This is a genomic window from Methanosarcina mangrovi (assembly GCF_052057765.1).
Taxonomy (GTDB): domain Archaea; phylum Halobacteriota; class Methanosarcinia; order Methanosarcinales; family Methanosarcinaceae; genus Methanosarcina.
In genome coordinates this window covers 1,497,650-1,519,009 of the sequence record NZ_CP195120.1, presented here as the reverse complement: position 1 = coordinate 1,519,009, position 21,360 = coordinate 1,497,650, and the positions used below count along the sequence as shown (strand labels likewise).

Genomic DNA, 21,360 nt, shown 5'->3' with positions numbered 1-21,360 from the left:
AGTATTTTATTTTTATTTCCTGATATTTCCTGATTTAAACGTATATTTCCGGCTTTTCCGGCTGTTTACTACATAAAACTGCGAGTTTATTTAAGTTAACAGTATCGTACTGAAAATATGCAGGGCTGCCAGTGATGTTAATATGAAAAAATCCGGAATTTGCAGTAAGGTTGTACTTGAAAGGATAAATCATGGCTTAAAAGGGTAACTGTTTTTCTTAAATAATTTACCCCTGAAGTAGCCTGTCTTGCTGTCTGCATACCTGCACATTTGCAAGCGATCCCTGCTCACCCCTTGCTTACCTTTTGCTTACCTCTAACCCTTTCCCTGCGTAACAAATATTTAAAATGAGTTATAAGTTATTAGCCAGAAGCAGGTTTACAAACCATTTACCGGACCGGGTTATAACCTATTACCACAACCGGGTTATTGAGGCGCTTTTATGATCAAAATCGAGTTACACGGCACATACAACCTATATTATGCGATTCTTGGAATGCGAAACCCCATGAATTCCTGGCACCTGATGGACAGCAGTGAGCCTGATCAGGCAGGGAACTGCACGCTCGGGGAAAAAGACCTTAACCTAGCCCAGCGCCTGACCCTTGCAGGAAACGAACACGGCAAGTTTCTGAGGTTCGTCACGGTCTGCTTTGACCTCTCAGCTCCCCTCTACTGGTGGAAGGAGTTTGATACCTACAAATTTACGGAAAAGAACTCAACCTCAACAATGCACAAACTGACCAGCAAGGACCTGGCTCCCCATGACTTTTCCTTTGATAGGATGACAGAATACAGGCATGCCCAGATCCGGCACCTCAACGACCTTATCAAAGCCTACAAATCCCGGGAAGGGGACAGCGAAGAGGATAATGCATACCGAAAAACGGTTTTCAGGGAACTCGTCCAGGACCTTCCAAGCGCTTACATGCAGAAAAGGACAGTCATCACCAACTACGCCGAACTCCGGAACATCTACTTCCAGCGCCGCCACCACAAGCTTGACGAGTGGAGGGATTTCTGCGACTGGATGAAAAAAGAACTCACGTATGCCGAAGAACTGATCTGCATAGAAAAAGATGAAACAAAAAACTAAAATCTAATGTTTAAAAAAGAAGTCGCTTCGCAGGTTAACAATCCCTGCCTCATACTTCTTTTTTAAGCTGTTAGAAAAAATAACTTTTTGTTTTTTTATTGATTTTGTTGCTCTTTTAAATCTCTTTTTCTTCTATTTCTTCCTTCACTAAAAGCCTGAGAATACTTACGCCACAATCCTTACGCCACAATCCTTACACCACAATCTCAAAAGGATAAACTTCCTCCCACCTATCACCGGTAAACGAACTAATCCCTCCTTCTTCTACCCTCATTTGCATTGTGTCCCCTCCTAATCTGATTGTTATGAGGTCTCCACTTTCGTAATAATCACATTTGACAGAAGAAGAATCTCCATAGCGTAGGATGGCAGTACCGCAGTCATACAAAACGAGATAGTCATTTCCTGATTGGAATTTTCGCTTCATACAGGGGGTCTCCGTTATTTAGAACTTCTTACAGTGTATTTTTTAATTGTCTTCACCATAAGTCACGAATTTAATTTATACTGTTATTGTTATATATCTTTATTAATTTTTTGCTCTTGTATGTTTTTCCATCCTTATTTTCTGAAATGTAGTTCCTGCTGGCTAATCCTGAAATAAATCTCTCGAGAGCGTTGTTTACTTAGTTCCCAGCCGTCAATCTTGAGAACCGGGCATTTTCGCCTTTTTCAGGATTCAAAAAGAAGACTTGCAGCATAAAAACGCAAATATTATAGGGTTTCAAAGTGTATCCTCAGTTTCTTTCCCTTCACTTCTGTGAATTATCCGGGATAAGAAGGATACAAAACATGACCGAACTTGAAAAAACAGTTACTCTGGGGCGAGGGGTGGTCCTTGCAATTCTTATGGTTATAGGCTCAGGACTGCTTGGCCTGCCCGGACTGGTTGCGGATTCGGGGACAGCGCAGGAAGTTGTTTTCGGCTGGCTCCTGATTATTCTGGCTGCAATGCCTCTTATTCAGATCTGTGCAGGGCTCGGAAAGAAATTCCCCTGCTCAGGAGGCCTTTTCCATTATGCCCGCGAGGCTGTGGGAGAATGGGGAGGGTACGCAGTAACCGCCCTCGTCTGCGGGTCCTTCATTCTGGGAGAGCCTGCAGTTGCCCTCATTGGTGGAGAATACCTGCAGCACCTCTTTAACCTGCCTGATTTCGGGGTTCATCTGCTGGCTTTTCTCCTCATCACGGTCATGACCCTTATTACGGTTGCCGGGGTCAAGCTTGTCTCTTTTTTCAACTATGCAGCCGTAGCCATACTGCTGTTCCTGATTGCTGCCCTTACTTTCTATAACTTCAATTTCTTTTCCTCAGGGCTCGGGTTTTCGGTACAGGCTCTCCTTGAAGGGGTATCAGGCTTTGCAGGCTCCAGCTCCGGAGTTCCTGACCCTTACAATGTATGGAAAATCTCTGCCCTCCTCTTCTGGGCTTTTCTGGGCTGGGAAAATATGTCCTTTGGTCTTGGAGAACTCCAAAACCCGGAAAAAAACGTCAAAAGGGTTTTCTGGCTCAGTTTCGGGCTGACAATCTTCATTTACCTGATGCTGGCAGTCACAAGTATAGGGGCTGATGCAGCCGGCGTCCCCCTCTCCGGGGCGTCAGGGCTTGTGGAACTCGTTAAGTTCACCCCTCCGGGAAACCTGCTAATCTGGCTGATGGCAGTAGTCATAGTTGCCAATGTAACCTGCTGGAACTTTGCTTCAAGCCGCCTTATCTACGCATCCGGAAAAGAAAAAGTGCTCCCGGCCTACCTGGGAAAGCTCTCAAAAAGGGGACAGCCCATGGCAAGCATCCTGAGCATGTATACGGCTTTCCTGCTGGTGCTCCTGGGGACTTATGTGTTTAAAGTTCAGGTTTCTTCTCTGCTCATGCTCGTCAACCAGAACTTTCTCTTTCTCTACGGCTTTGTCCTGATTTCTTACTGGAAGACCGAAACAGGCTGGAGACGCTGGATATATTCGGGGCTTTCACTCGTGTCTCTCTCCTTCCTGGTCTCAGGGTTTACCTGGAGGATTCTCTACTCAGTTGCCCTTACAGGAATCGGGTATTACGGGTTTGTCAGGAAGACTGCGAGGCAGAAAGGTCAGGAGGAAAAAACCTCTTATAAGGCTTATTCAAATCTTTAAAATTCAAACCTTTAAACCCACTTTTAAACTCAACCTTTAAACCCACTTTTAAACTCAACCTTTAAACCCACTTTTAAACTCAACATTAAAACCTGAATCTGTAAATTCAGGTAATATCCATACTGTAAGGTTAATTTTTAGTAAAACAAAGTATAGAGTACTGTAAATCCGAATTAGGAAGACAGATAAAAATTCTTCAATCCGAAAAGGACCGTCCTTTATGTGAAGACCACATGGATTTTCCCAGCCACATTCAGCACTAAAAACTTTATTTTTGGGTGATCAAATCTATCCCGGGAAAATCCGGCTTTCCGGCTCAACGCTCTCGGTTACTTTTCTTCTTTTTTGAATTTTGGGGCAACTGGCCAGATAGCTGGCTAAAGATGGCTGGCATAGATGGCTGGTATAGATAGCTGGCTATGGATCGCAGGTTATAGATATCTAAATGACCTTATGTTAATTAAGAAGATGTAATTCTAGGGAGTAGAGGGGCGAAGTGTTTTGTGGGGATCATTGTGATGAATCAAAATATCACGAGTACGAATGAAGCAAAAGAAGCATCTGTAGCCGAACTCCTGGAGAAACTATCTTCAAGTGAAAGAGGGCTTACCGGTTCGGAGGCAAAAGAGAGGCTTCAAAAATACGGGCCCAATGAAATCACGGAAAAGAAGACGAGTGCACTTGTCAAGTTTTTGAGCTATTTTTGGGGACCTATTCCCTGGATGATAGAAATTGCAGTCGTCCTGTCGGGAATCCTGCACCGGTGGGATGACTTTACAATTATTCTTGCGCTACTGATGCTGAATGTAACTGTGGGCTTCTGGCAGGAACACAAAGCCGATAATGCTATTGAATTATTGAAGCAGAAACTGGCTTTGAAAGCTAGGGTACTCCGCGATGGCAAATGGCTTGAAGTATCCGCAAGCGAAATGGTACCCGGAGATGTAATCCGACTCCGACTAGGAGATATTTGCCCTGCGGATGCCAAACTCATTACAGGAGATTACCTGCTTGTCGATGAATCCGCATTAACCGGGGAATCTCTCCCTGTGGAAAAGCACGTATCCGATGTCACATACTCGGGTTCGGTTATCCGGCAAGGGGAAATGGATGCGCTGGTAGTTGCAACCGGCATGAACACCTTCTTTGGGAAAACTGCGAGGCTGGTAGAAGCGGCTAAAACCCAGAGCCATTTCCAGAAAGCTGTCATCAAAATCGGGGACTACCTTATTGTTTTTGCCCTTGTCCTTGTTGCCTTTACTTTCCTTGTAGTGCTCTTCCGCCATGAAAGCCTGCTTGAATTTTTCCAGTTTGCGCTTGTCCTGCTCGTAGCAGCAATCCCGGCAGCCCTGCCTGCAGTTCTATCTGTGAGCATGGCAGTTGGCGCAATCACCCTGGCCGGGGATGGAGCTATCGTAAGTAAGCTTGCGGCTGTCGAGGAAATGGCAGGAATGGATATCCTGTGTTCGGATAAGACCGGGACCATTACCAAAAACGAGCTTGTTCTGACCGAAATAAACCATTTTCAGGATTTTTCCGAAAACGATGTGCTTCTCTTTGCCAGTCTGGCTTCGAGGGAAGAGGACCGGGATCCGATTGATGACGCAGTTCTCGCCAGAACAAAAACCCTTAAGGATTTTTCCGAACTTGCCGGAAGCTACAGGGTACTTTCGTTCAAGCCGTTTGACCCGGTTTCAAAACGGACGGAAGCCGAAGTAGAGGACTCGGCTGGCAACAGGTTCCTGGTAACAAAAGGGGCTCCTCAAGCAGTTTCGGCTCTCATGGACAGCGAAGTTGCCATGATAGGTAAAGTTACCACGGATAGTAAGGTTACCACGGATGACGGTGAGAATACGGTAGGGTCTCAGGTTGAGAAATACGTTGACGAGTTTGCTTCCAGGGGGTACCGGGCTCTGGGGGTTGGCCGGACCGATGCTCAGGGAAACTGGCATTTTGCAGGGCTCCTTGCTCTCTACGACCCTCCCCGGGACGATTCTGCAGAGACCATCAGGACTGCACAGGACATGGGCGTGGACGTAAAAATGATTACAGGCGACCATCTCGCTATTGCAAAGGAGATTTCCAGGCAGGTAAACCTAAAGCAGGACATCATGCTTCCCACGTCCTTCCTGGATCTGCCCGACCGAAATGCAGAGGAAATAGTCGAAAATGCGGATGGTTTTGCCCAGGTGTTCCCGGAACATAAGTACCATATCGTGGAATTGCTACAGCACAGGGGCCACATCATAGGCATGACCGGAGACGGGGTCAATGATGCGCCAGCCCTGAAGAAAGCCGATGCAGGTATTGCTGTTGCCGGGGCTACGGACGCAGCCAAGTCCGCTGCTGACATCGTGCTGACAAAGCCCGGGCTTTCCGTCATCGTCAACGCACTAAAAGAGAGCAGGAAGATATTCCAGCGGATGAACAATTATGCCCTGTACCGAATTACCGAAACAATTCGAGTCCTGCTTTTCATAACCTTTTCAATTCTTGCGTTCAAGTTCTATCCCGTTACTTCTCTGATGATAGTTTTGCTGGCGCTTCTAAATGATGCCCCAATAATGACCATTGCTTATGATAATGTCAAATACTCCGATCTGCCGGAAAAATGGGACATGCGAATTTTGCTGAGTATGGCAACCCTTCTCGGAGTTATAGGGGTCATCAGTTCATTCGGGATCCTTTACATAGGCCTGCATATTTTCCAGCTTTCCCATGAAGTCCTCCAGTCTTTTATATACCTGAAGCTTTCCGTAGCAGGGCATTTAACAATATTTGTGGCGAGGACGAAAAGCTACTTCTGGTCGGTAAAACCAGCCAAAATCTTATTCGCAGCGGTAATAGTTACACAGCTAATTGCCACACTCATAACCGTGTATGGGTTCCTGCTTCCTGCAATGGGCTGGAAACTCGCCCTTTTTGTCTGGGGATATGCGTTGACTGCATTTGTTATAACAGATTTTATCAAAGTCCAGGCCTACAGGTTGCTGAACCATACCGGGATAAAGTTTCATGCATGAAATGGGCCGGAGTTTCTTCGGAACTTTCCGAAGAATCTTTCAGAGGGAAACTTTTAAATTCATTGCCTCATCAAAATAATGCAATAGTTTCCAGGCAAATTATAATAAATACAGGAGCCTGATCAGATGTCATTGATAAGTGTTAAAGACGCACCCGGAAAAGGTAGAGGCGTATTTGCACAGGAAAATTTTAAAAAAGGTGAAGTAATAGAAACCTGTCCCGTTATTGTTCTTCCTCCCGAAGAAGTGAATACTCTTGAGCTTACCCGGCTTTATAATTATTATTTCGCATGGGGAACAGATTCAAGAGCAGCAGCGATTGCCCTGGGTTACGGGTCTCTTTACAACCACTCATACACCCCTAACGCACAATATCAAAAAGATTTCACTAACGGTCTTTTAAAATACGTTTGTATAAAAGACATCCGGAAAGATGAGGAAATCACCATAAACTATAACTGCGACCCTGAAGACAAAACTCCGGTCTGGTTTGATGTTTCGAGCCGGAACTGATTTCCGGGTTTTAGATTCGGTGAAACAACTTTTACTCTTCCTATATTATTTTATTTTTTACTTTCTGGAATAAATCTACTTTCTAATCAATATGCCTCAATATGCTTTAATCTGCCATCGGCATGCTCAGTTCTTTTCGTCTTTGAATTTGATCTTCCAGTGCGTCCCGTCACAAAACGGCTTGTTCTTTGAAGCTCCGCAGCGGCAGAGTGTGTAATGCTCTTTTGATTGAGGGACCGAGCCGTCAGGGTCTTCCAGTTCGATATTCCCAACAACTTTATAGAAACTGTCCTTGCAAACAATAATTTCAGGAGGACGGGGGTAGTCCCTGTACAGCACCCCATCCCTGGAATAGCTCAGAGCTCCGGATGGGCAGCTTTTGATTATTTTCTCAATTTCCTCAGGGTCTGCAGCATCCGGGTCGATCCAGGGTTTTTTACCCTTCTTAAAAACGGAAGATGAACCTTTAATGCAAAATTCGGCATGGGCGCAGACTCCCCTGTTGTCATGAACGGTGATCTTCTTGCCTTTGTAATCTTTTACTTCATCAGGAACCCGGTTTTCCTCCTTTTCTCCCGAAAAACCGATTTTTTCATGGGCTCCGTCGCAAAAGGGTTTGTTTTCTGACTTTCCGCATCTGCAAAGAGCCATTATCGGTTTTGTTTCAATGAATTCGCCTTTTGAGTTCCTGAAGTTCTTCAGATTTTTTACAAGATACGGACCGTTTTTCATGACTTTTATTGAAGGTCTCTTCTCTTCGGTTTGTGAAACCATTTGTCCCATCCCCCTGTTATGAAATTAGCTTTTTCGGCTTAAGTATCTGCCCATTGCTTCTGGTAACGCATACGCCCCCGCTTTAGGGAAAAAAGAATGAGATTTGATATTTTCAGGTTGCTTCTTTTTAGAACCACAAAAGTTTAAGCATTCTTGTACAAGCATTTCTGTCAGGATGCAAATAGGATTAAAACTCTCTAAAATACTTACTTTCAAGTTTCTTCTTTAGTCTCAATTTTCTTTCCTTTTCTGCTTTTTTTTGGAAGGGCCGCCAGACAAGCTGGCGAAGGCGCGCGATGAATGTAAAATTAAAATACGGTTTCCGGATTCAAGGAAAGTATTCTTTAAGGGAGGAAGACGTTTCTCTTTTATTTATCTTTAAATATTCTTTTTCTTTCGGTATAGAACTAATTTCCCCGATTTCAAAAGGCTACCGGAACAGTTGCCTTGGAACAGTTGCCTTGGAACAGTTGCCTTTAATCTCTCATTTTAACTGAAAGCCTTTAATAAGAGTTATTCCGATTACAGTTCGAACCGATAATGATCAAACATATGAAAAACAGATCGGATGTGATTTTCTGATCACGGCGAATTTTCTCATTCTTTTACTTGGCCTTATCTTTCTGGTTAAGGGTTCAGATTACTTTGTAAAGTCAGCGTCAACGATCGCAAAAAAACTTGGCGTTTCGGAATTCGTTATAGGGCTGACCCTTGTTGCAGTCGGGACCTCTATTCCGGAACTTGCTTCTTCCATAGCCGCTTCTATCCAGCAGGCAAGTGGCATTGTAATAGGGAACGTTGTAGGCTCCAACATTGCCAACGTAGGCCTGATTGTGGGGATTGCTGCATTTCTTTCCCCCATGAAAACCGAGGTAGATATGCTCAAAAGAGACGGATATATCATGCTCTTTTCAGCTGTACTCTTCTTTGTTTTTGCATTCAACGGAGAATTGTCAATAATCGAAGCAGGGCTCTTTGTGCTGCTGTATATTGCTTATGTATTTTTCCTGTTTGAGGAAGCCGAAAAATATGAAGGAAAACTCCATTTCAAGGAGTTCATAACCTATTTTTTCAAATTCAAATATATAAACAGTGCAGTGCAAAAACTCAATGGAAACCGCAACAAAAACTCAGAGTCGGATAGAAGCACCGAGTCAGGAAATGGAAATGAACGGCTGGGGGGGGGCTTTGCAAAAGATATCTTTACCCTTGTGTTAAGCTGTGCAGCAATTGTAATCGGGGCAAAGTATTTTGTGGAAGAGTCGATCTTCTTTGCCGAACTCTTCGGGGTTCCGGACACAATCATAGGTACGACTCTGGTCGCAGTCGGGACTTCCCTCCCGGAACTGGTGGTAACGGTATCTGCAGCAAGGCAGGGTTACGGGAGTATAGCCCTTGGGAACGTGATAGGGTCGAATATCACAAACATATTTTTGATTCTCGGGCTTTCGGGGCTTTTCTACCCCATATCCGTTGCAGAAATAAGCCTGTTCTTTACAACCCCTGTCATGATAGCCATAAGCCTGGTCCTTCTCATCTTTATAAGCACAGGCTGGGAAATCAAAAGGTGGGAAGGAGTGGCGTTGATGATGTTTTATGCGGCTTTCCTTGTAGTTTTATTCTACATCTGAGTTTTTTTACTGGTTGGAGCCTTCAAAAAAGGCTCGAAAAACTCTTTTTTATTTCCGCGGAACCGAATGGTTTTCCGTGAGCGATGTAAATCTTTCCGGGTGCGATATCCATCAGTTTTTTGATGCTCTGTCGGGCCTCAGCCGGATCATCCACCCAGAAAGGAAGGGACGGTTTTTCGGAAGGGATTGATGGAAAGATAAGGTCTCCTGCAATTGCATCCCCGCTCTTCAGAAGGACAGATACGCAGCCCGGAGAATGGCCAGGTGTGTGGAGCTCGCCCCCGGATGCCGTACTCCTCGAGTTCCAGGGCTTCGTCAATAAGAATATCAGGTTCAAAAGCCGGGTAGCTGGAGGCTTTCTTCATACCGAAAAAGAGCCCGAGAACTCTTCCCGCAAATCCGGTAGGATGCAGTTTCCCCTGGTTCCCTTCACGGACTTTATCGGCATCCATGCGGTGCACAGCAACCTTTGCACCTGTTTTCTCCCTGAGGGCAGCAGCGCTCCCTGCATGATCAGCATGCCCATGTGTGAGGACTATGAGCCGGATATCTTCAGGCGAACTCCCGATCTCATGTAGTTTTTCAAGTATGGTATCTTCACTCCCCGGATATCCGGAATCGACCATGATGGTCCCTTCGTCTCTGATAATGAAAGCAGAAGTCATTTTCAGAGGTACAGGTATAATGTTTACAGAAATATCCATTTAAACCCCTTTAATCAGCCTGATAATCAATTTTACAATTTCTTTTTGATTTCGCTTCAATGAAGCTACAAATGGGGGCAATTAATTATGTTGCTTTCAGGATTTAAAGCTCCGGCGTAGGAGGATCTAACTTTTAATTTTGGAACAGTCCGGTAATAAACATAAGTAAACCTGAAAATATTGGAATTAAAAAATTGTCATTGAGGAAAAACCTGAAAGCTGCACGAGAATTGAGTTCTTTTACTGTCTGTAAATCCACAACGCTTTCCAGCAGCATTCCTCCGGTTGATCCGATAAGGGCCTGAGCAGGAGTTACAAAAAATAACGAGGCAAGGAAGGCAGCGATAATTCCTGCAAGAGTTCCTTCAACGGTTTTTTCTTCCGAGTAGGGCAACTTATGCCTGCCTATAGTAACGCCTGTAACGGTTGATACCGAATCTCCGAATCCCACTATTGCAATCGAAGCGTATACGATTTCTTCAGGGAAGAGTACGAGAGACGGAATTATTCCGCAAAGGAGCAGGATATTCCCTTTGAGAGGGATGTTCTGCTTTTCAGGTCTTCCCCACCTGCATAGAAAGGGCGAAAGCGAAGGCGGAAGAACATTCTTTGAAATCACAAAAGACGTTACCAGATAAAAAACAAGCAGCAAAAGCAGGATCCATAATGCCCTTTCTCCGGCTGCGTAGATAAGAAGAATAAAAAAGACTCCTGTTAGAAGGTGAATTAGCTGGCGTTCAATCTCGCCTTTGAGAGATGAATTTTCGTCCTGATATTCGCACCTGTCTCTTTCTGTATTTCCGGCTGCCATAAAATCACCTCGTCAGCTCCACCCTTGATTTCGATTAATTTCCCGGGTTGAAGCTCTGCAGGATAAAGGGAGAAACACGATCCGAAACATTAACCCAGCAATTCCCCGGTTCTTTCTTATTACAGGAATTATTTAGCAGATATAATAAAGGTGTGTTGGATAAATTTGCAATCACGCTCTGTTCCTGAAATGTTCTGGAATTTCCTTTAAACAACTCTTTTACAGAATTTTCGACTTTGGTAACCCTCTGGTAGTCCTGAAACCTCAAGAACTAAATCCTTCAAAAGCCAGTATTATAGGGAGATAAAATATAGGGAGATAAAATATAGGGAGATAAAATATAGGGAGATAAAATATAGGGAGATAAAATATAGGGAGATAAAATATAGGGAGATAAAATATAGGGAGATAAAATATAGGGAGATAAAATGCCAACAATCGTTCATTTTGATGTCCCGGCAGACGATCCTGAGCGGGCAAAGAAATTTTACGCCGAACTTTTCGGCTGGAAGTTTGAGAAACCTTTTGAGGCAATGGAATACTACCTCATCGAAACGGAAGACCTTGAAGGAAAAGCAGGTCCCGGAGGAGGGCTTGGGAAACGAGGAGCTCCGGACCAGAGGATCATGAATTATATCGGAGTCCCCTCGGTTGAAGAATACCTTTCGAAAGTGGAAAAACTCGGGGGTAAAACGGTGATGGCAAAGACTGCCGTTCCGGGCTGGGGGTATCTTGCAATTTGCACGGACACCGAGAACAATACCTTCGGGCTCTGGCAGGACGAAAAAGAAGCAAAATAATTCTTGTAAAGTAACTCCTGTATCTCAAGTTTTTTGTTTTCCTGATTAAGGAGTGACTTTGAAAATCAGAAGAGAGTAAACAGCATCGAGACGAAAAACAGCATTTATTGTTTCTTTTATGTACCGAGTGCCGCTACAGCTTAAAGTCCAAGTATTTTCCCGGCAGTTTCCAGTGTTGTTTTTAATTTCCGGTTATCAAAAGGTTTTTTGAGGTAGTCATCCGCCCCTGCCTTGAACCCTGCCTCCATGTCCTCGGTCAGGTCTCTGCCGGTTATAAGGATTATATAAATATTGCTTAGCCGGGGGTCTTTCCTTACTTTTTCACAGACTTCTGTCCCTTTCATTTTCGGCATCTCCCAGTCGAGAATTGCAACTCCTGGGGGTTCGCTACCTTCCAAAACTTCCCAGGCTTCACGTCCGTTACGTGTGGAAATAACTTCGTAACCCCATCTGGTCAACGTATTTTTAAGCCACAAATTGGAAATCGGTTCGTCTTCGGCAATCAGAACTTTCACAAGCCTGCCTCCTGTTGAAAACCGGAAACTGATCGTTGCCTTAACAGGTCTGGCTTTCCAGATACCTGATAAGAACCGGCTCAAGCTCTTCAAGCCGGACTCTAATTTCTTCAAATTTATCGGAAGCTAACTCCATCCGATCTTCTCTTCCGGCCTGTTCAAGGTCATAAGCAGCCTGGAAGACCCTGTTTGCCCCTATGTTTCCGGCTGCACTCTTTAAAATGTGGGCGCTTTCCCTGAGGGCTTCAGCTTCCCCTTTTCTTACAGCTCTATTTATGGAGTCCAGAAGTTCCGGCGCCGTCCCAAGAAAAATTTTAACCATCTCCTTTAAGAGGACCTCGTCGCCTTCTGTCCTTTCAAGCACTTCTTCCAGGTTGAAGACCCGGTTCTCCTGAAAATCAAAAGCTATACTTTCCCTGTCCGGGGGTGTTGACGCTCTTCTCTGAGTGTTTTTTCCCCGAATAATTCTATCCTTAGTAATCCTTTCCCGGGTAGTTTGTCCCTGAATAGTTCTGTTCCGGGTAATCTTTTCCTGAGTAATCTTTTCCTTAGCAGTTTTTTCCCGGGCGTTTTTTCCGACCCGGATATCTTCCAGGATATTCAAGAGTTTTTCTTTTTTCAAAGGCTTTGATATATAATAGTTCATACCCGCTTCAAGACATTTTTCCTTATCTTCTTTCAGTGCCCTGGCAGTAAAAGCTATTATCGGAATGTCGTGCCGTCTAACCCCTGAAGAAGGAGCCCTTATCCTTCGAGTGGCTTCCAGCCCGTCCATGCCTGGCATTTGGATGTCCATCAGCACAGCGTCAAAATCCCTTCTGGAGAGGGCATCAAGCGCGTCTTTTCCGCTGGTAACCAGAGTAAGCTTATGTCCTTTTTTCTCAAGAAGGCCCAAAATTAGTTTTTGATTTATAGGGTGGTCCTCGGCGAGAAGTACATTCAGGCTTTCTCCGGAAGTTATTCCATTCCCATAACTTTCTTTAGCTTCCATGCATACTAACAGGCTTTCTTCCGGAATGTTGTTTCCCTGCCCATAATTTTCCGAACTTTCCCCTCTTTTCACTCTTACCGTGAAGTAAAAAGTGCTTCCTTTCCCGACTTCACTTTCTACCCAGATCCTGCCTTCCATAAGCTCGACAAGCTGTGAGGAAATTGCAAGCCCGAGTCCGGTTCCTCCGTATTCCCTTGTGACCGAAGCGTCCGCCTGTATGAAGGGATCGAATATTTGGGAAAGTTTTTCAGGAGGGATTCCAATTCCGGTATCCCTTACTTTGAAAAGGAGCGTCATCTCTTCCGGGGAACCAGGGTTCGAAAGTCCTGAATTCCTTTCCGATGGCATGTATACCCCTACAGAAAGGGTAATTTCTCCCTTTTTGGTGAACTTTATCGCATTTCCGAGAATGTTAAACAGCACCTGTTTGAGACGTACAGGATCCCCTACGAAGGTTGACGGGAGGTCTTTTTCAATATGGAAAGCCAGTTTTAGTCCTTTTGAGCCTGCTTTTCCCGAAAGTAAGTTAATGATATGGGAAATGAGGCTTTCAAGCTCGAAACTGATCTGTTCGAGCTCGAGTTTATTTTGTTCTATTTTCGAGAAGTCAAGCACATCATCGATTATAGAAAGGAGAGATTCTGCAGAGGCATGGGCAAGCCGGAGGTATTCCCGCTGCTCATCCGTAAGGCTGGTTTCCAGGAGCATTTCAAGCATACCCAGAACAGCATTCATGGGAGTACGGATTTCATGGCTCATATTGGCAAGGAAATCTCCTTTCGCCCTATTTGCGGATTCTGCTGCTTCTTTTGCTTTAAGAAGCTGTTCTTCCATAAGTTTTCTATGCGTAATGTCCTGAAGTGTCCCGAACATCCTGATCGGGACCCCATTCCCATCAAGGCTGATTTCTCCCTGGTCATGTACATAGCGAATAGAGCCGTCAGGCTTTAAAACCCGGTACTCAGAATTGAACGGATGCTTTCCCGGTCCTGCGTTTCTTAACGCCTCCAGAATGCGCTTCCTGTCCTCAGGATGAATCCTGGAAACAACCGTTTCGAATGAAAACGTCGGACCGGGTTCATAGTTCCATATAGCTTTAAGTTCCTCTGACCAGTAAATTTCCCCTGTGTGGATATCAAAGAAATAACTTCCCAGATGAGCCATTGCCTGGGCTCTGGCAAGATTTGACTCGCTTCTTCTCATGGCATCTTCGGCAATTTTCTGGTCCGTTCTATCCATCGTTGTTCCTGTAACCCGTAAGAGTTTACCCTCGGGGTCCCGGTGCGCTCTCCCTTTAACCAGAAAATGACGTACAGTCCCGTCAGGCCGAAGCACATCGTGTTCGAACTCGTAACTGTCGGTCTTTCCGTTCACAACTGCCTTTATTACTTCCAGCATCCGTCTATTATCTTCAGGGGATAGAATTCTATTAGAAAGCTCGAGCAGACTGTCATGAGTCTGGAGAAATTCTTCCCTTGATACGCCTACCAGCCGAAAGAGGTTGTCGTCCCATGTCATGCTGTTGGTTAGGATATCCCAATCCCAGGTCCCCATCCCTGTGGCTTCGAGGGCCAGGTCGAGTCGTGCTTTTGCTTCCGAGAGTTCGAGGGTCCTGTTCCGTAATTCTTCTTCTACCTGTTTGAGCCGGGTAATGTCGACAAAAGAACCGGAAATTCCCAACGGAAGACCTTCCCTGTTCCTTATCAAACTAAGCGAAGCATGTACATAGAAAAATGTTCCATCCCTTCTTCTGGCTTGAAGTTCTCCTATCCACTCCCCTTTTTCTCTGCACTCTTTCTCTGCCTGCAGAAACTCAGCCGGAGAGTCCCATAGTTCCGAAACCTGCCTGCTCGGAAGCTCTTTCGTACTGCCGTATCCCCACATTCGGACAAAAAAAAGATTCACATAGCTCAGAGTGCCGTCAAAATCCATCGTTATGAGGCCGGTAACCGCAGAATCAGCTTGCCACTCAAGCCTGACCAGCTTTTTCTCTAAGTGCGACTTTTCCTGAGCCTCAGTTCCTTCCCTGTCGGCTCTTTTCTTTCCTCTGATCTCTTCGATACTTTCACCCTCATAACAGTCAATAAATAACCGTTTTTTTAAACCGCACACAGCAGCTTAAGAAAGGGTGCAGGCTCGTGCAAACTTAATTCCGGGTTTAAAGCCTGAATTTATAATTAATTTTTTTATTCGATATACAGCTCTGATTGCAAAAATATAATCAAATGATATTAACATGGCATTAAGATGACATGTAAAATATGACCTACTAAAATATGTGATTATTCGATATATAAACTTGTGTAAATATTAGCGAAACTTGGAGAGCATCCTCCTCCCGCAGAGCATGTTTCCGAAATCCTGACTGAAAGGGATAGAACTGAAGGGATGGAATGAAAAATGGATGGGCTTGAAAAAGAATGGACTGAAAAAAGAATGGACTGAAAAAAGAATGGACTGAAAAAAGAAAATCAGAAAAATAACTGAAAAAGAAAAAAGAACGGGATTAAAAGATTCTGCTGTAAATATAAAAGAAATATCCTTAAGATAATATTCATTTCCGATGGAGCTCTCAGTCCAGAAGCGTAAAGTACATTCTCCTGTTGCTCTTCCCTTTGTTCTGAAGTTTCTCGATCTTTATTCCCTTTATCTCTCCTGTGTTTTTCAGGTGCGTCCCCCCACAGGCTTCAATCGTGATGCCTTCGATTTCCACAAGGCGGACTTCGCTGATCTCTTTCGAAAAACCTTTGGCAAGTGTGGTGAGCCTTGAGAGTTTTTCTTCAGCTTCCCTGCGGCTGACAAGGTAGAGGTTTACAGGATGGTTTTCAGTTATTATTTTGTTTGCAATTTTCTCGTATTCAGCGAACTTGTCCCTGTCAAAAGCTTCAAGGCTGAAATCCACCCGGCTCTGGTCAAGCCCAAGCTGGTTCCCGGTGATCTGGGCTCCCGCCTCTTTTTCGATCACGTTTGCGATCACATGAGTTGCCGTATGCATGCGCATATGCCTGTAGCGCCGGTCCCAGTCAATGATTCCCTTTACCCTGTCCCCGGCTTTCAGAACAGAAGCTGCGTTTCCGTCTGCCGGAGTTATTTCATGGCTTATATCCCCATTGAACTTGCCGACATAGACAACCTCAAACTCAGCCCCGTCTCCCTCACGAACAAGCTTTCCGGTATCACTGGGCTGGCCTCCGCTTTCGGGGTAGAAAGCCGTGCGGTCGAGGACGACATACTTGTCGTCTGTCACTTTTTCAACGGTCGCTTCGAACTCTTTCAGGTAACAGTCAAGGAAGTAAAGTACTTCTGTCATTGGTAATCCTCTTTTCTCAAAAATATATTATCAGGTAAATTGATATTCCTTTAAAAGAGTTTCCAAATCTTGCGTTAAAAGGGGTCCTTAAAAGAATTATCGGAATACATTTAATACGGGTACTTATTCACCAATGTGTTGACTATCAAATGAGATATAAGTCGATATTTGACATATTCTTAACCGAATGTTATCCATGTATCTCAGGAACGGGCAATTTTTCTATATATGAATAAGCTTGAATCTGAGTGAGGGCATGTGCTCATATATATACTTTCTAGCCAAATCATCTAACAATCAAAGGTCAGGATTGATTTCAGATTCGAAAAGAGTACTAAAAAGGATAGTAAGAGGATATGGTCGGAAAAACTTATAAGGAGTTGAATACGAGAAATTTATGGAGTTCAAAAATATTTTCCATGTTCACATGAACTCCATAAATTTGTGTATTAAATCTGTATTGTTGGATTTGGAGAGAGAATGAGAGAGTATGAATGATAAAGATAGAACATTGGTGTTGTTTATTACTATAGCGTTGTACCTATTTCTGCTTCCGTCAGCAATGGCTTCGACCGAAGAACAGCAAACCAATCGGACTAAAGATGCTGCCCAGTTAAAGATGGAGGCTCTGGAGACTGAGCTGGGGGAAGAAGGAATGAAAGAAGTTGCGGATTATCTGGAGCTGCAGGCTTCTTTACCGGATGTTGTGAAGGCATCTCCTTATAGCTCGATTGCCTTTGCCGCGACTGATAACGAGAGTCAGGTTGCTTACCTGACTGCGATTGACGAATCTGATCTTGAGAAGGAAAATAAAGAAAAGTTAAAAGCCGATCTGCAGGATATCTGGAACAGGTATCCGGATAAGTTTGTGGTTGCTGATAATCTTGTACTGCGTGATGTGGCTAAGATTATGGATGAACGTTTAATTGTGAGTGTCAATCTTAGCGAAATCGGAGTTGATAGCCCGGATGATGGTAATGTAAGTAGTTCCGGAATGACAGAAAATGCGGGAACGACAGATGAGCAGGAAAAAGAATCCAACACTACTCAGGAATCAAACAGTACTTCTTTTATAAGTTCTTACTGGGTGCTTGCAATAGTGCTCGGGACAGTTATGTACGCAAGGAGAAAGTAAAGGCTTGTGACAGTTTTCTTAATCCTCTTATTTTTTTGTACTTCCTTCACCTTCATCTGCACCTCAGGCTGTCATCCTCCTGAGCCTGCTGCACCCCCTCTGTCCATCTTTTTCCCTCTTTTTCCATATTTCTTTCTGTTTTCCATCTTCACTCACTGTTTTTTACTCCACAGTGCACCTGCGAGCAAGAGGGCGATACATATCACAAAACCGGGGGCTGGTATACTTCTATCATCTTCGCTGCCATTTTCGCTGCCCTCCTCTGTGGAGTTGTCTGAATATTCGCGTGTTATCCAGACTTCCGGAGCTCCGTCCGGACCTGTTTCAGGGGAGTTATTCTTTACGGGTGCGTGGGAAGAAGACTGTAAAAATCCACTCTGCTGGCCGGCAACTGCAAAAGTTGCAAAACCTGGAGTTTCGGATTCAAAATAGAAGAATGCCTCATCTTCTCCGGTGATTCGGGAAGGAAGTTCTGTCCAGTTCGAATCCGAGTACCTGTAAAGTGAAACCGAAGCCGGTTCAATTCTTTTTTCGGAAATCCAGTCTTTTTCTACCCTGAAACTGACTGACGGGTTCTGAATATTCTCCGGGGAGGCAAACCCACTGTTGCCAGCCCAGATATTGAAGTGTCTGTAAACCTCGCCTTCCGGCAGGCCGGAAACCAGAACTGACTGGTTTTTCAGCATTTCCACGATAACCGTAACTTTTCCGGCGTTTTTCCTGGAATCAAATTCCACGGCTGTTACAGGGGTTGCATTTCTGGAAAAATCAAACAGGATATGCCTTCCGCTGGTAACGAAACTTTGCACCAGTTCCTTGCTTTCAACATTACTTGCGGGCTCAGGGGAGCCGCCTGCACCGCCTCCCCCGCTTCCTCCGCTACTCCCATCTCCTGAACTCTTACTGCTTCCCCCTCCCGAACTGCTGTTCCTGATTACGCTATCTTCATTTGTGTTCTCAGATGTATCCGTCTCTTCTTCTGCGGAAAAGGTGGTCAGGGTCCAGCTGTGCTGCAGGGTTGAAGAGCCGTTTGTTGCGGTAACTGTCAGGGTGTATTTGACCCGGACAGGGGTGGAAGTGTTGCTCTCTGTTGTGCCGCCTGCAAGTTCGCCGGTATTTATGGAAAGGACAGCGGAAGGCGCAAATTCGTTTGTTTGCAGCAGTGCTCCGTTTAGCAACCATCTGAAGGTGCAGTTTCTCGTAGACTTGATCCCGAATTCCAGAGTATTCCCGTCAATTGAGACCACATTCTGGGCAGGAGCTGCACTCCCGACCTCAAAACCTCTGGAGTAGGCTGCCAATCTTGCAATAAGGGGTGCAGAGTCACTGCCATAAGGGGCGTCCCCGATCCCGCTGCCGTCTGAGTCCTGACCCTTATAATCAGAGTAAAAGTTTCCAAACCGGCTCTCGTAAATCCCACCATTATACAGGTAGCGTATCTCTGCAGCCGTATTCCAGGTGTTTGAAAGCCCTGTTTCTCCTGAAGAACTTTCATTGATATTGACACTGTTTTCAAACTCGTTTCCAAGGATAGTATTCCGGGAAGAGTCTGTTAACCTGAGCCCTTCCGCATTATTCGAGATTTTATTTCCTGTGAGGGTATTGCCCGATGACTCTTCAAGCAGGACTCCAGGGCTGCACCCAGATATCTTATTGTTCGCAAGTGTGCAGGTGACTGCACTTTCGAGAGATATGCCAGCTCCTCCAGCCCCACCGTTTCCCCCAGAGCCTCCAGTTTCTCCAGAGCCGCTTATGCCAAAACCGCTGATCTTTGCAGCATTTGCAGTCACATGAATAACAGGTTCCCCGGAGTTTTCAGCTTTGAGAACAGTATCCTCGGGCTTTCCGGAAGCGGAGCTTATATTCAGAGCCCAGCGCACATCCACATTTTCCCTGTAAGTGCCCGGGTACACGAGAATTGTATCTCCGGGTCTGCTGCTGTTTATGGCATCCGATATTGAGGGGAAATCCCCTTTTCCGTCTGTTTTCACTGTAAATGTGGAGGGATCGGCTGAGGCCTGTTCATACATCCTGAGGGCGTCTACCAGCCCGTATCCAAAAACATTATCGTATCCGGGTTCCCCCAGGTCGGTTGATGAAGTGGAAAGCAGCCGTTTTATGTCCATAGCTGACTTTTCCGGAGCCGCGCTCCAGACCAGCGCTGCAATGGCCGCAACATGAGGACAAGAGGCACTCGTGCCGTAAAACTGCTCCGAAACCCCGTCTGTACCTGTGACATTTACACCATCGAGTCCTGAGATGTCTGTCTTGGGACGAATTTCGGGAGAAGGATAGTAAAGCGTAACCGGGCCAACGGAAGAGAAGTACTCTATATAATAATCTCCGGATTCCCTGGTCCCGACCGCTCCTACGGTTATCACTTCCGGGAGAGCCGGATGCCCGAAAATAGAGTCTTTGGAAACGATATTTGCAGCCCTGAGCGTTGTCCCGGTCCAGTAGTAAATGTAAAGCTCGAGCTCTCTGGCTTCCCCTGAAGTTTTTCGGACCTCGATAGATGCGTTAAGGGTATTTTTTCCACTATTTGTGTACATTATGTATTCAAGTGGGAGATTGTCCCCGTCCTGATAGACTTCGCTGGACGCGATGGTCTCCAGAGTATTCCCACCTTTAATGAAAAGGTCATAGTTATTTCCCGAATGTTCCCACCTGTCATCCCACTGGAGAAAAATCCATACCTTTCCCGAAGGCGGGATCACGAGCCGCAGGTTCTCTACTTCTCCCTGCCCGCGGCTGAAGTCGTGCCAGCCATTTCCGTTGTCATAGAAAAAACCCTGGTAATGGCTGTTTCCTGAATTTCCTGCAGAGCTTACGTACAGGAGGTCGTTCTCTTTTATGACCTCTTTTACGTGGTCTGCCACTATCCCGTCTTCAAAGAAGGGTTCGGCAAGCCAGCCTATATCATCGCAGATAACCGTGCACCCTTCGTCAACAAGGGCATCGACTGCCCTGTTGAATTCGAGCCTGTTATTTCCACAGTCGTGGAAATAAAGTTCTGCCCCTGGAGCGATATCGTAGACGATTTCAAGCATGTTAGTGCCTTCATTTCCCCCTACACTATTGCTCAGGACGTGCACGTCGGAAGGAAGATCCCCCGTTACCTGGACATCCCTCAGTTTGTCCACGCCGTCGGATATGATCCCGATTTTCATTCCTGTCCCGTTTACCCCGTAAAGTTCCCTGAGGCTGGAAGCGTTAAGAATCGAGTCTCCTTCCGTAACCGTATTTCCCTGCCTGACAAAAGGAGGCAGGACAGTTTGAATATTCCTTACCTCAGAAAGAGCAGCCAGTGTTTCAAGCGATTCAAGCGGGACCCACGCTACTGCAATATAATTTTCTTCGTCCCTGTCCTCAATCTCGCAGTACCCGTCAAGTATGCTGCTGTTCGCAAAAGGCTCCAGATAAACATACACGTAAACTTTTTCATCCGGATAAGAAGAAGCTTTGCTGGCATTCCCCCCTGAACCCGCAGCAATCTCCGGGTTTTCTCCCGAAGGAGTCGCCCTTCCCGAAACAGGGTCTTCCTGCCTCAACTGTCCCAGCTCGACCATGCGGGCTCTCAGAGTTTCAGCCGACTCTTTCCCGGACAGATAGTGCTCGTCACTCAGCTGCAGCAGGTCGCTTGAAAGTTTCTCCTGTGCAGGACTCAAGGGCTCTCCTGAATAACCCTGCCGTCCCGTATCCGTGGAAATACTGCTGTTTCCACTGTTGTTTTCTCCCTGAATCAATTCAGCTGCAGAAGCTCTCTGGATGTCTGAAATGCAGGAATTCAGGGTTCCTGACAGAACAACAAAGACCAGAAAGACAACGGATAAACACCATATCACTTTACTCATAATGACCAGCACGTCAATTTTTCAAATATCCGAAAAGCTCCTGATAGTTAAACAAAAAATACAGGTAACAGATAAACTC

General features: G+C 45.3%; 15 protein-coding genes. 7 read left to right on the top strand and 8 right to left on the bottom strand.

The annotated features are described in order from the left end of the window. Window positions 1-442: 442 nt before the first annotated feature. Window positions 443-1,096: a hypothetical protein gene (locus ACSAZL_RS06985; protein ID WP_440947984.1), complete on the top strand. Its 654-nt coding sequence runs from the start codon at window positions 443-445 to the stop codon at window positions 1,094-1,096. A 193-nt stretch (window positions 1,097-1,289) separates the two neighbouring features. Here the strand turns inward: ACSAZL_RS06985 and ACSAZL_RS06980 are convergent, their stop codons facing one another. Beyond that, the gene (locus ACSAZL_RS06980) at window positions 1,290-1,523 is read right to left on the bottom strand and encodes a hypothetical protein (protein ID WP_440947983.1); all 234 of its coding nucleotides are present in this window, start codon (window positions 1,521-1,523) and stop codon (window positions 1,290-1,292) included. Between the two features lie 365 nt (window positions 1,524-1,888). Between ACSAZL_RS06980 and ACSAZL_RS06975 the strand changes: the two genes are divergently transcribed. The 3 genes from ACSAZL_RS06975 (at window position 1,889) to ACSAZL_RS06965 (ending at window position 6,756) form a co-directional block, all read left to right on the top strand. Further along, window positions 1,889-3,220: an APC family permease gene (locus ACSAZL_RS06975; RefSeq protein WP_440947982.1), complete on the top strand. Its 1,332-nt coding sequence runs from the start codon at window positions 1,889-1,891 to the stop codon at window positions 3,218-3,220. A gap of 518 nt (window positions 3,221-3,738) precedes the next feature. Beyond that, window positions 3,739-6,243, top strand: a complete 2,505-nt coding sequence (locus ACSAZL_RS06970) for a plasma-membrane proton-efflux P-type ATPase (protein WP_440947981.1) — start codon at window positions 3,739-3,741, stop codon at window positions 6,241-6,243. 126 nt (window positions 6,244-6,369) lie between these two features. Then, on the top strand, window positions 6,370-6,756 hold the full coding sequence (locus ACSAZL_RS06965; protein ID WP_440947980.1) for an SET domain-containing protein: 387 nt from the start codon (window positions 6,370-6,372) through the stop codon (window positions 6,754-6,756). Window positions 6,757-6,882: 126 nt separating this feature from the next. On the opposite strand, the gene ACSAZL_RS06960 is transcribed toward ACSAZL_RS06965, so the two are convergent. Next, the gene (locus ACSAZL_RS06960) at window positions 6,883-7,530 is read right to left on the bottom strand and encodes a CDGSH iron-sulfur domain-containing protein (protein ID WP_440947979.1); all 648 of its coding nucleotides are present in this window, start codon (window positions 7,528-7,530) and stop codon (window positions 6,883-6,885) included. Window positions 7,531-8,108: 578 nt separating this feature from the next. Here ACSAZL_RS06960 and ACSAZL_RS06955 point away from each other — a divergent pair. Further along, a complete protein-coding gene (locus ACSAZL_RS06955) occupies window positions 8,109-9,161 on the top strand; it encodes a calcium/sodium antiporter (RefSeq protein WP_440948794.1) in 1,053 nt (350 codons plus the stop codon). Window positions 9,162-9,307: 146 nt separating this feature from the next. Here the strand turns inward: ACSAZL_RS06955 and ACSAZL_RS06950 are convergent, their stop codons facing one another. After that, window positions 9,308-9,865, bottom strand: coding sequence for an MBL fold metallo-hydrolase (locus tag ACSAZL_RS06950; RefSeq protein ID WP_440947978.1), 558 nt, complete (start codon window positions 9,863-9,865; stop codon window positions 9,308-9,310). Window positions 9,866-9,998: 133 nt separating this feature from the next. After that, a complete protein-coding gene (locus ACSAZL_RS06945; protein WP_440947977.1) occupies window positions 9,999-10,676 on the bottom strand; it encodes a diacylglycerol/polyprenol kinase family protein in 678 nt (225 codons plus the stop codon). Window positions 10,677-11,104: 428 nt separating this feature from the next. On the opposite strand from ACSAZL_RS06945, the gene ACSAZL_RS06940 reads away from it, so the two are divergent. Further along, a complete protein-coding gene (locus ACSAZL_RS06940) occupies window positions 11,105-11,476 on the top strand; it encodes a VOC family protein (RefSeq protein ID WP_440947976.1) in 372 nt (123 codons plus the stop codon). A 140-nt stretch (window positions 11,477-11,616) separates the two neighbouring features. On the opposite strand, the gene ACSAZL_RS06935 is transcribed toward ACSAZL_RS06940, so the two are convergent. The 3 genes from ACSAZL_RS06935 to alaXM form a co-directional block, all read right to left on the bottom strand. Next, a complete protein-coding gene (locus tag ACSAZL_RS06935; protein ID WP_440947975.1) occupies window positions 11,617-11,991 on the bottom strand; it encodes a response regulator in 375 nt (124 codons plus the stop codon). A 40-nt stretch (window positions 11,992-12,031) separates the two neighbouring features. After that, window positions 12,032-15,094, bottom strand: a complete 3,063-nt coding sequence (locus tag ACSAZL_RS06930; RefSeq protein WP_440947974.1) for a PAS domain-containing protein — start codon at window positions 15,092-15,094, stop codon at window positions 12,032-12,034. 460 nt (window positions 15,095-15,554) lie between these two features. Beyond that, a complete protein-coding gene (gene alaXM, locus ACSAZL_RS06925) occupies window positions 15,555-16,292 on the bottom strand; it encodes an alanyl-tRNA editing protein AlaXM (protein WP_440947973.1) in 738 nt (245 codons plus the stop codon). A 490-nt stretch (window positions 16,293-16,782) separates the two neighbouring features. Between alaXM and ACSAZL_RS06920 the strand changes: the two genes are divergently transcribed. Beyond that, window positions 16,783-17,427, top strand: a complete 645-nt coding sequence (locus ACSAZL_RS06920; protein ID WP_440947972.1) for a hypothetical protein — start codon at window positions 16,783-16,785, stop codon at window positions 17,425-17,427. 152 nt (window positions 17,428-17,579) lie between these two features. On the opposite strand, the gene ACSAZL_RS06915 is transcribed toward ACSAZL_RS06920, so the two are convergent. Then, window positions 17,580-21,281 (bottom strand): PGF-pre-PGF domain-containing protein, encoded by a 3,702-nt coding sequence (locus ACSAZL_RS06915; RefSeq protein ID WP_440947971.1) that lies wholly within the window; start codon window positions 21,279-21,281, stop codon window positions 17,580-17,582. Window positions 21,282-21,360 lie beyond the last annotated feature (79 nt).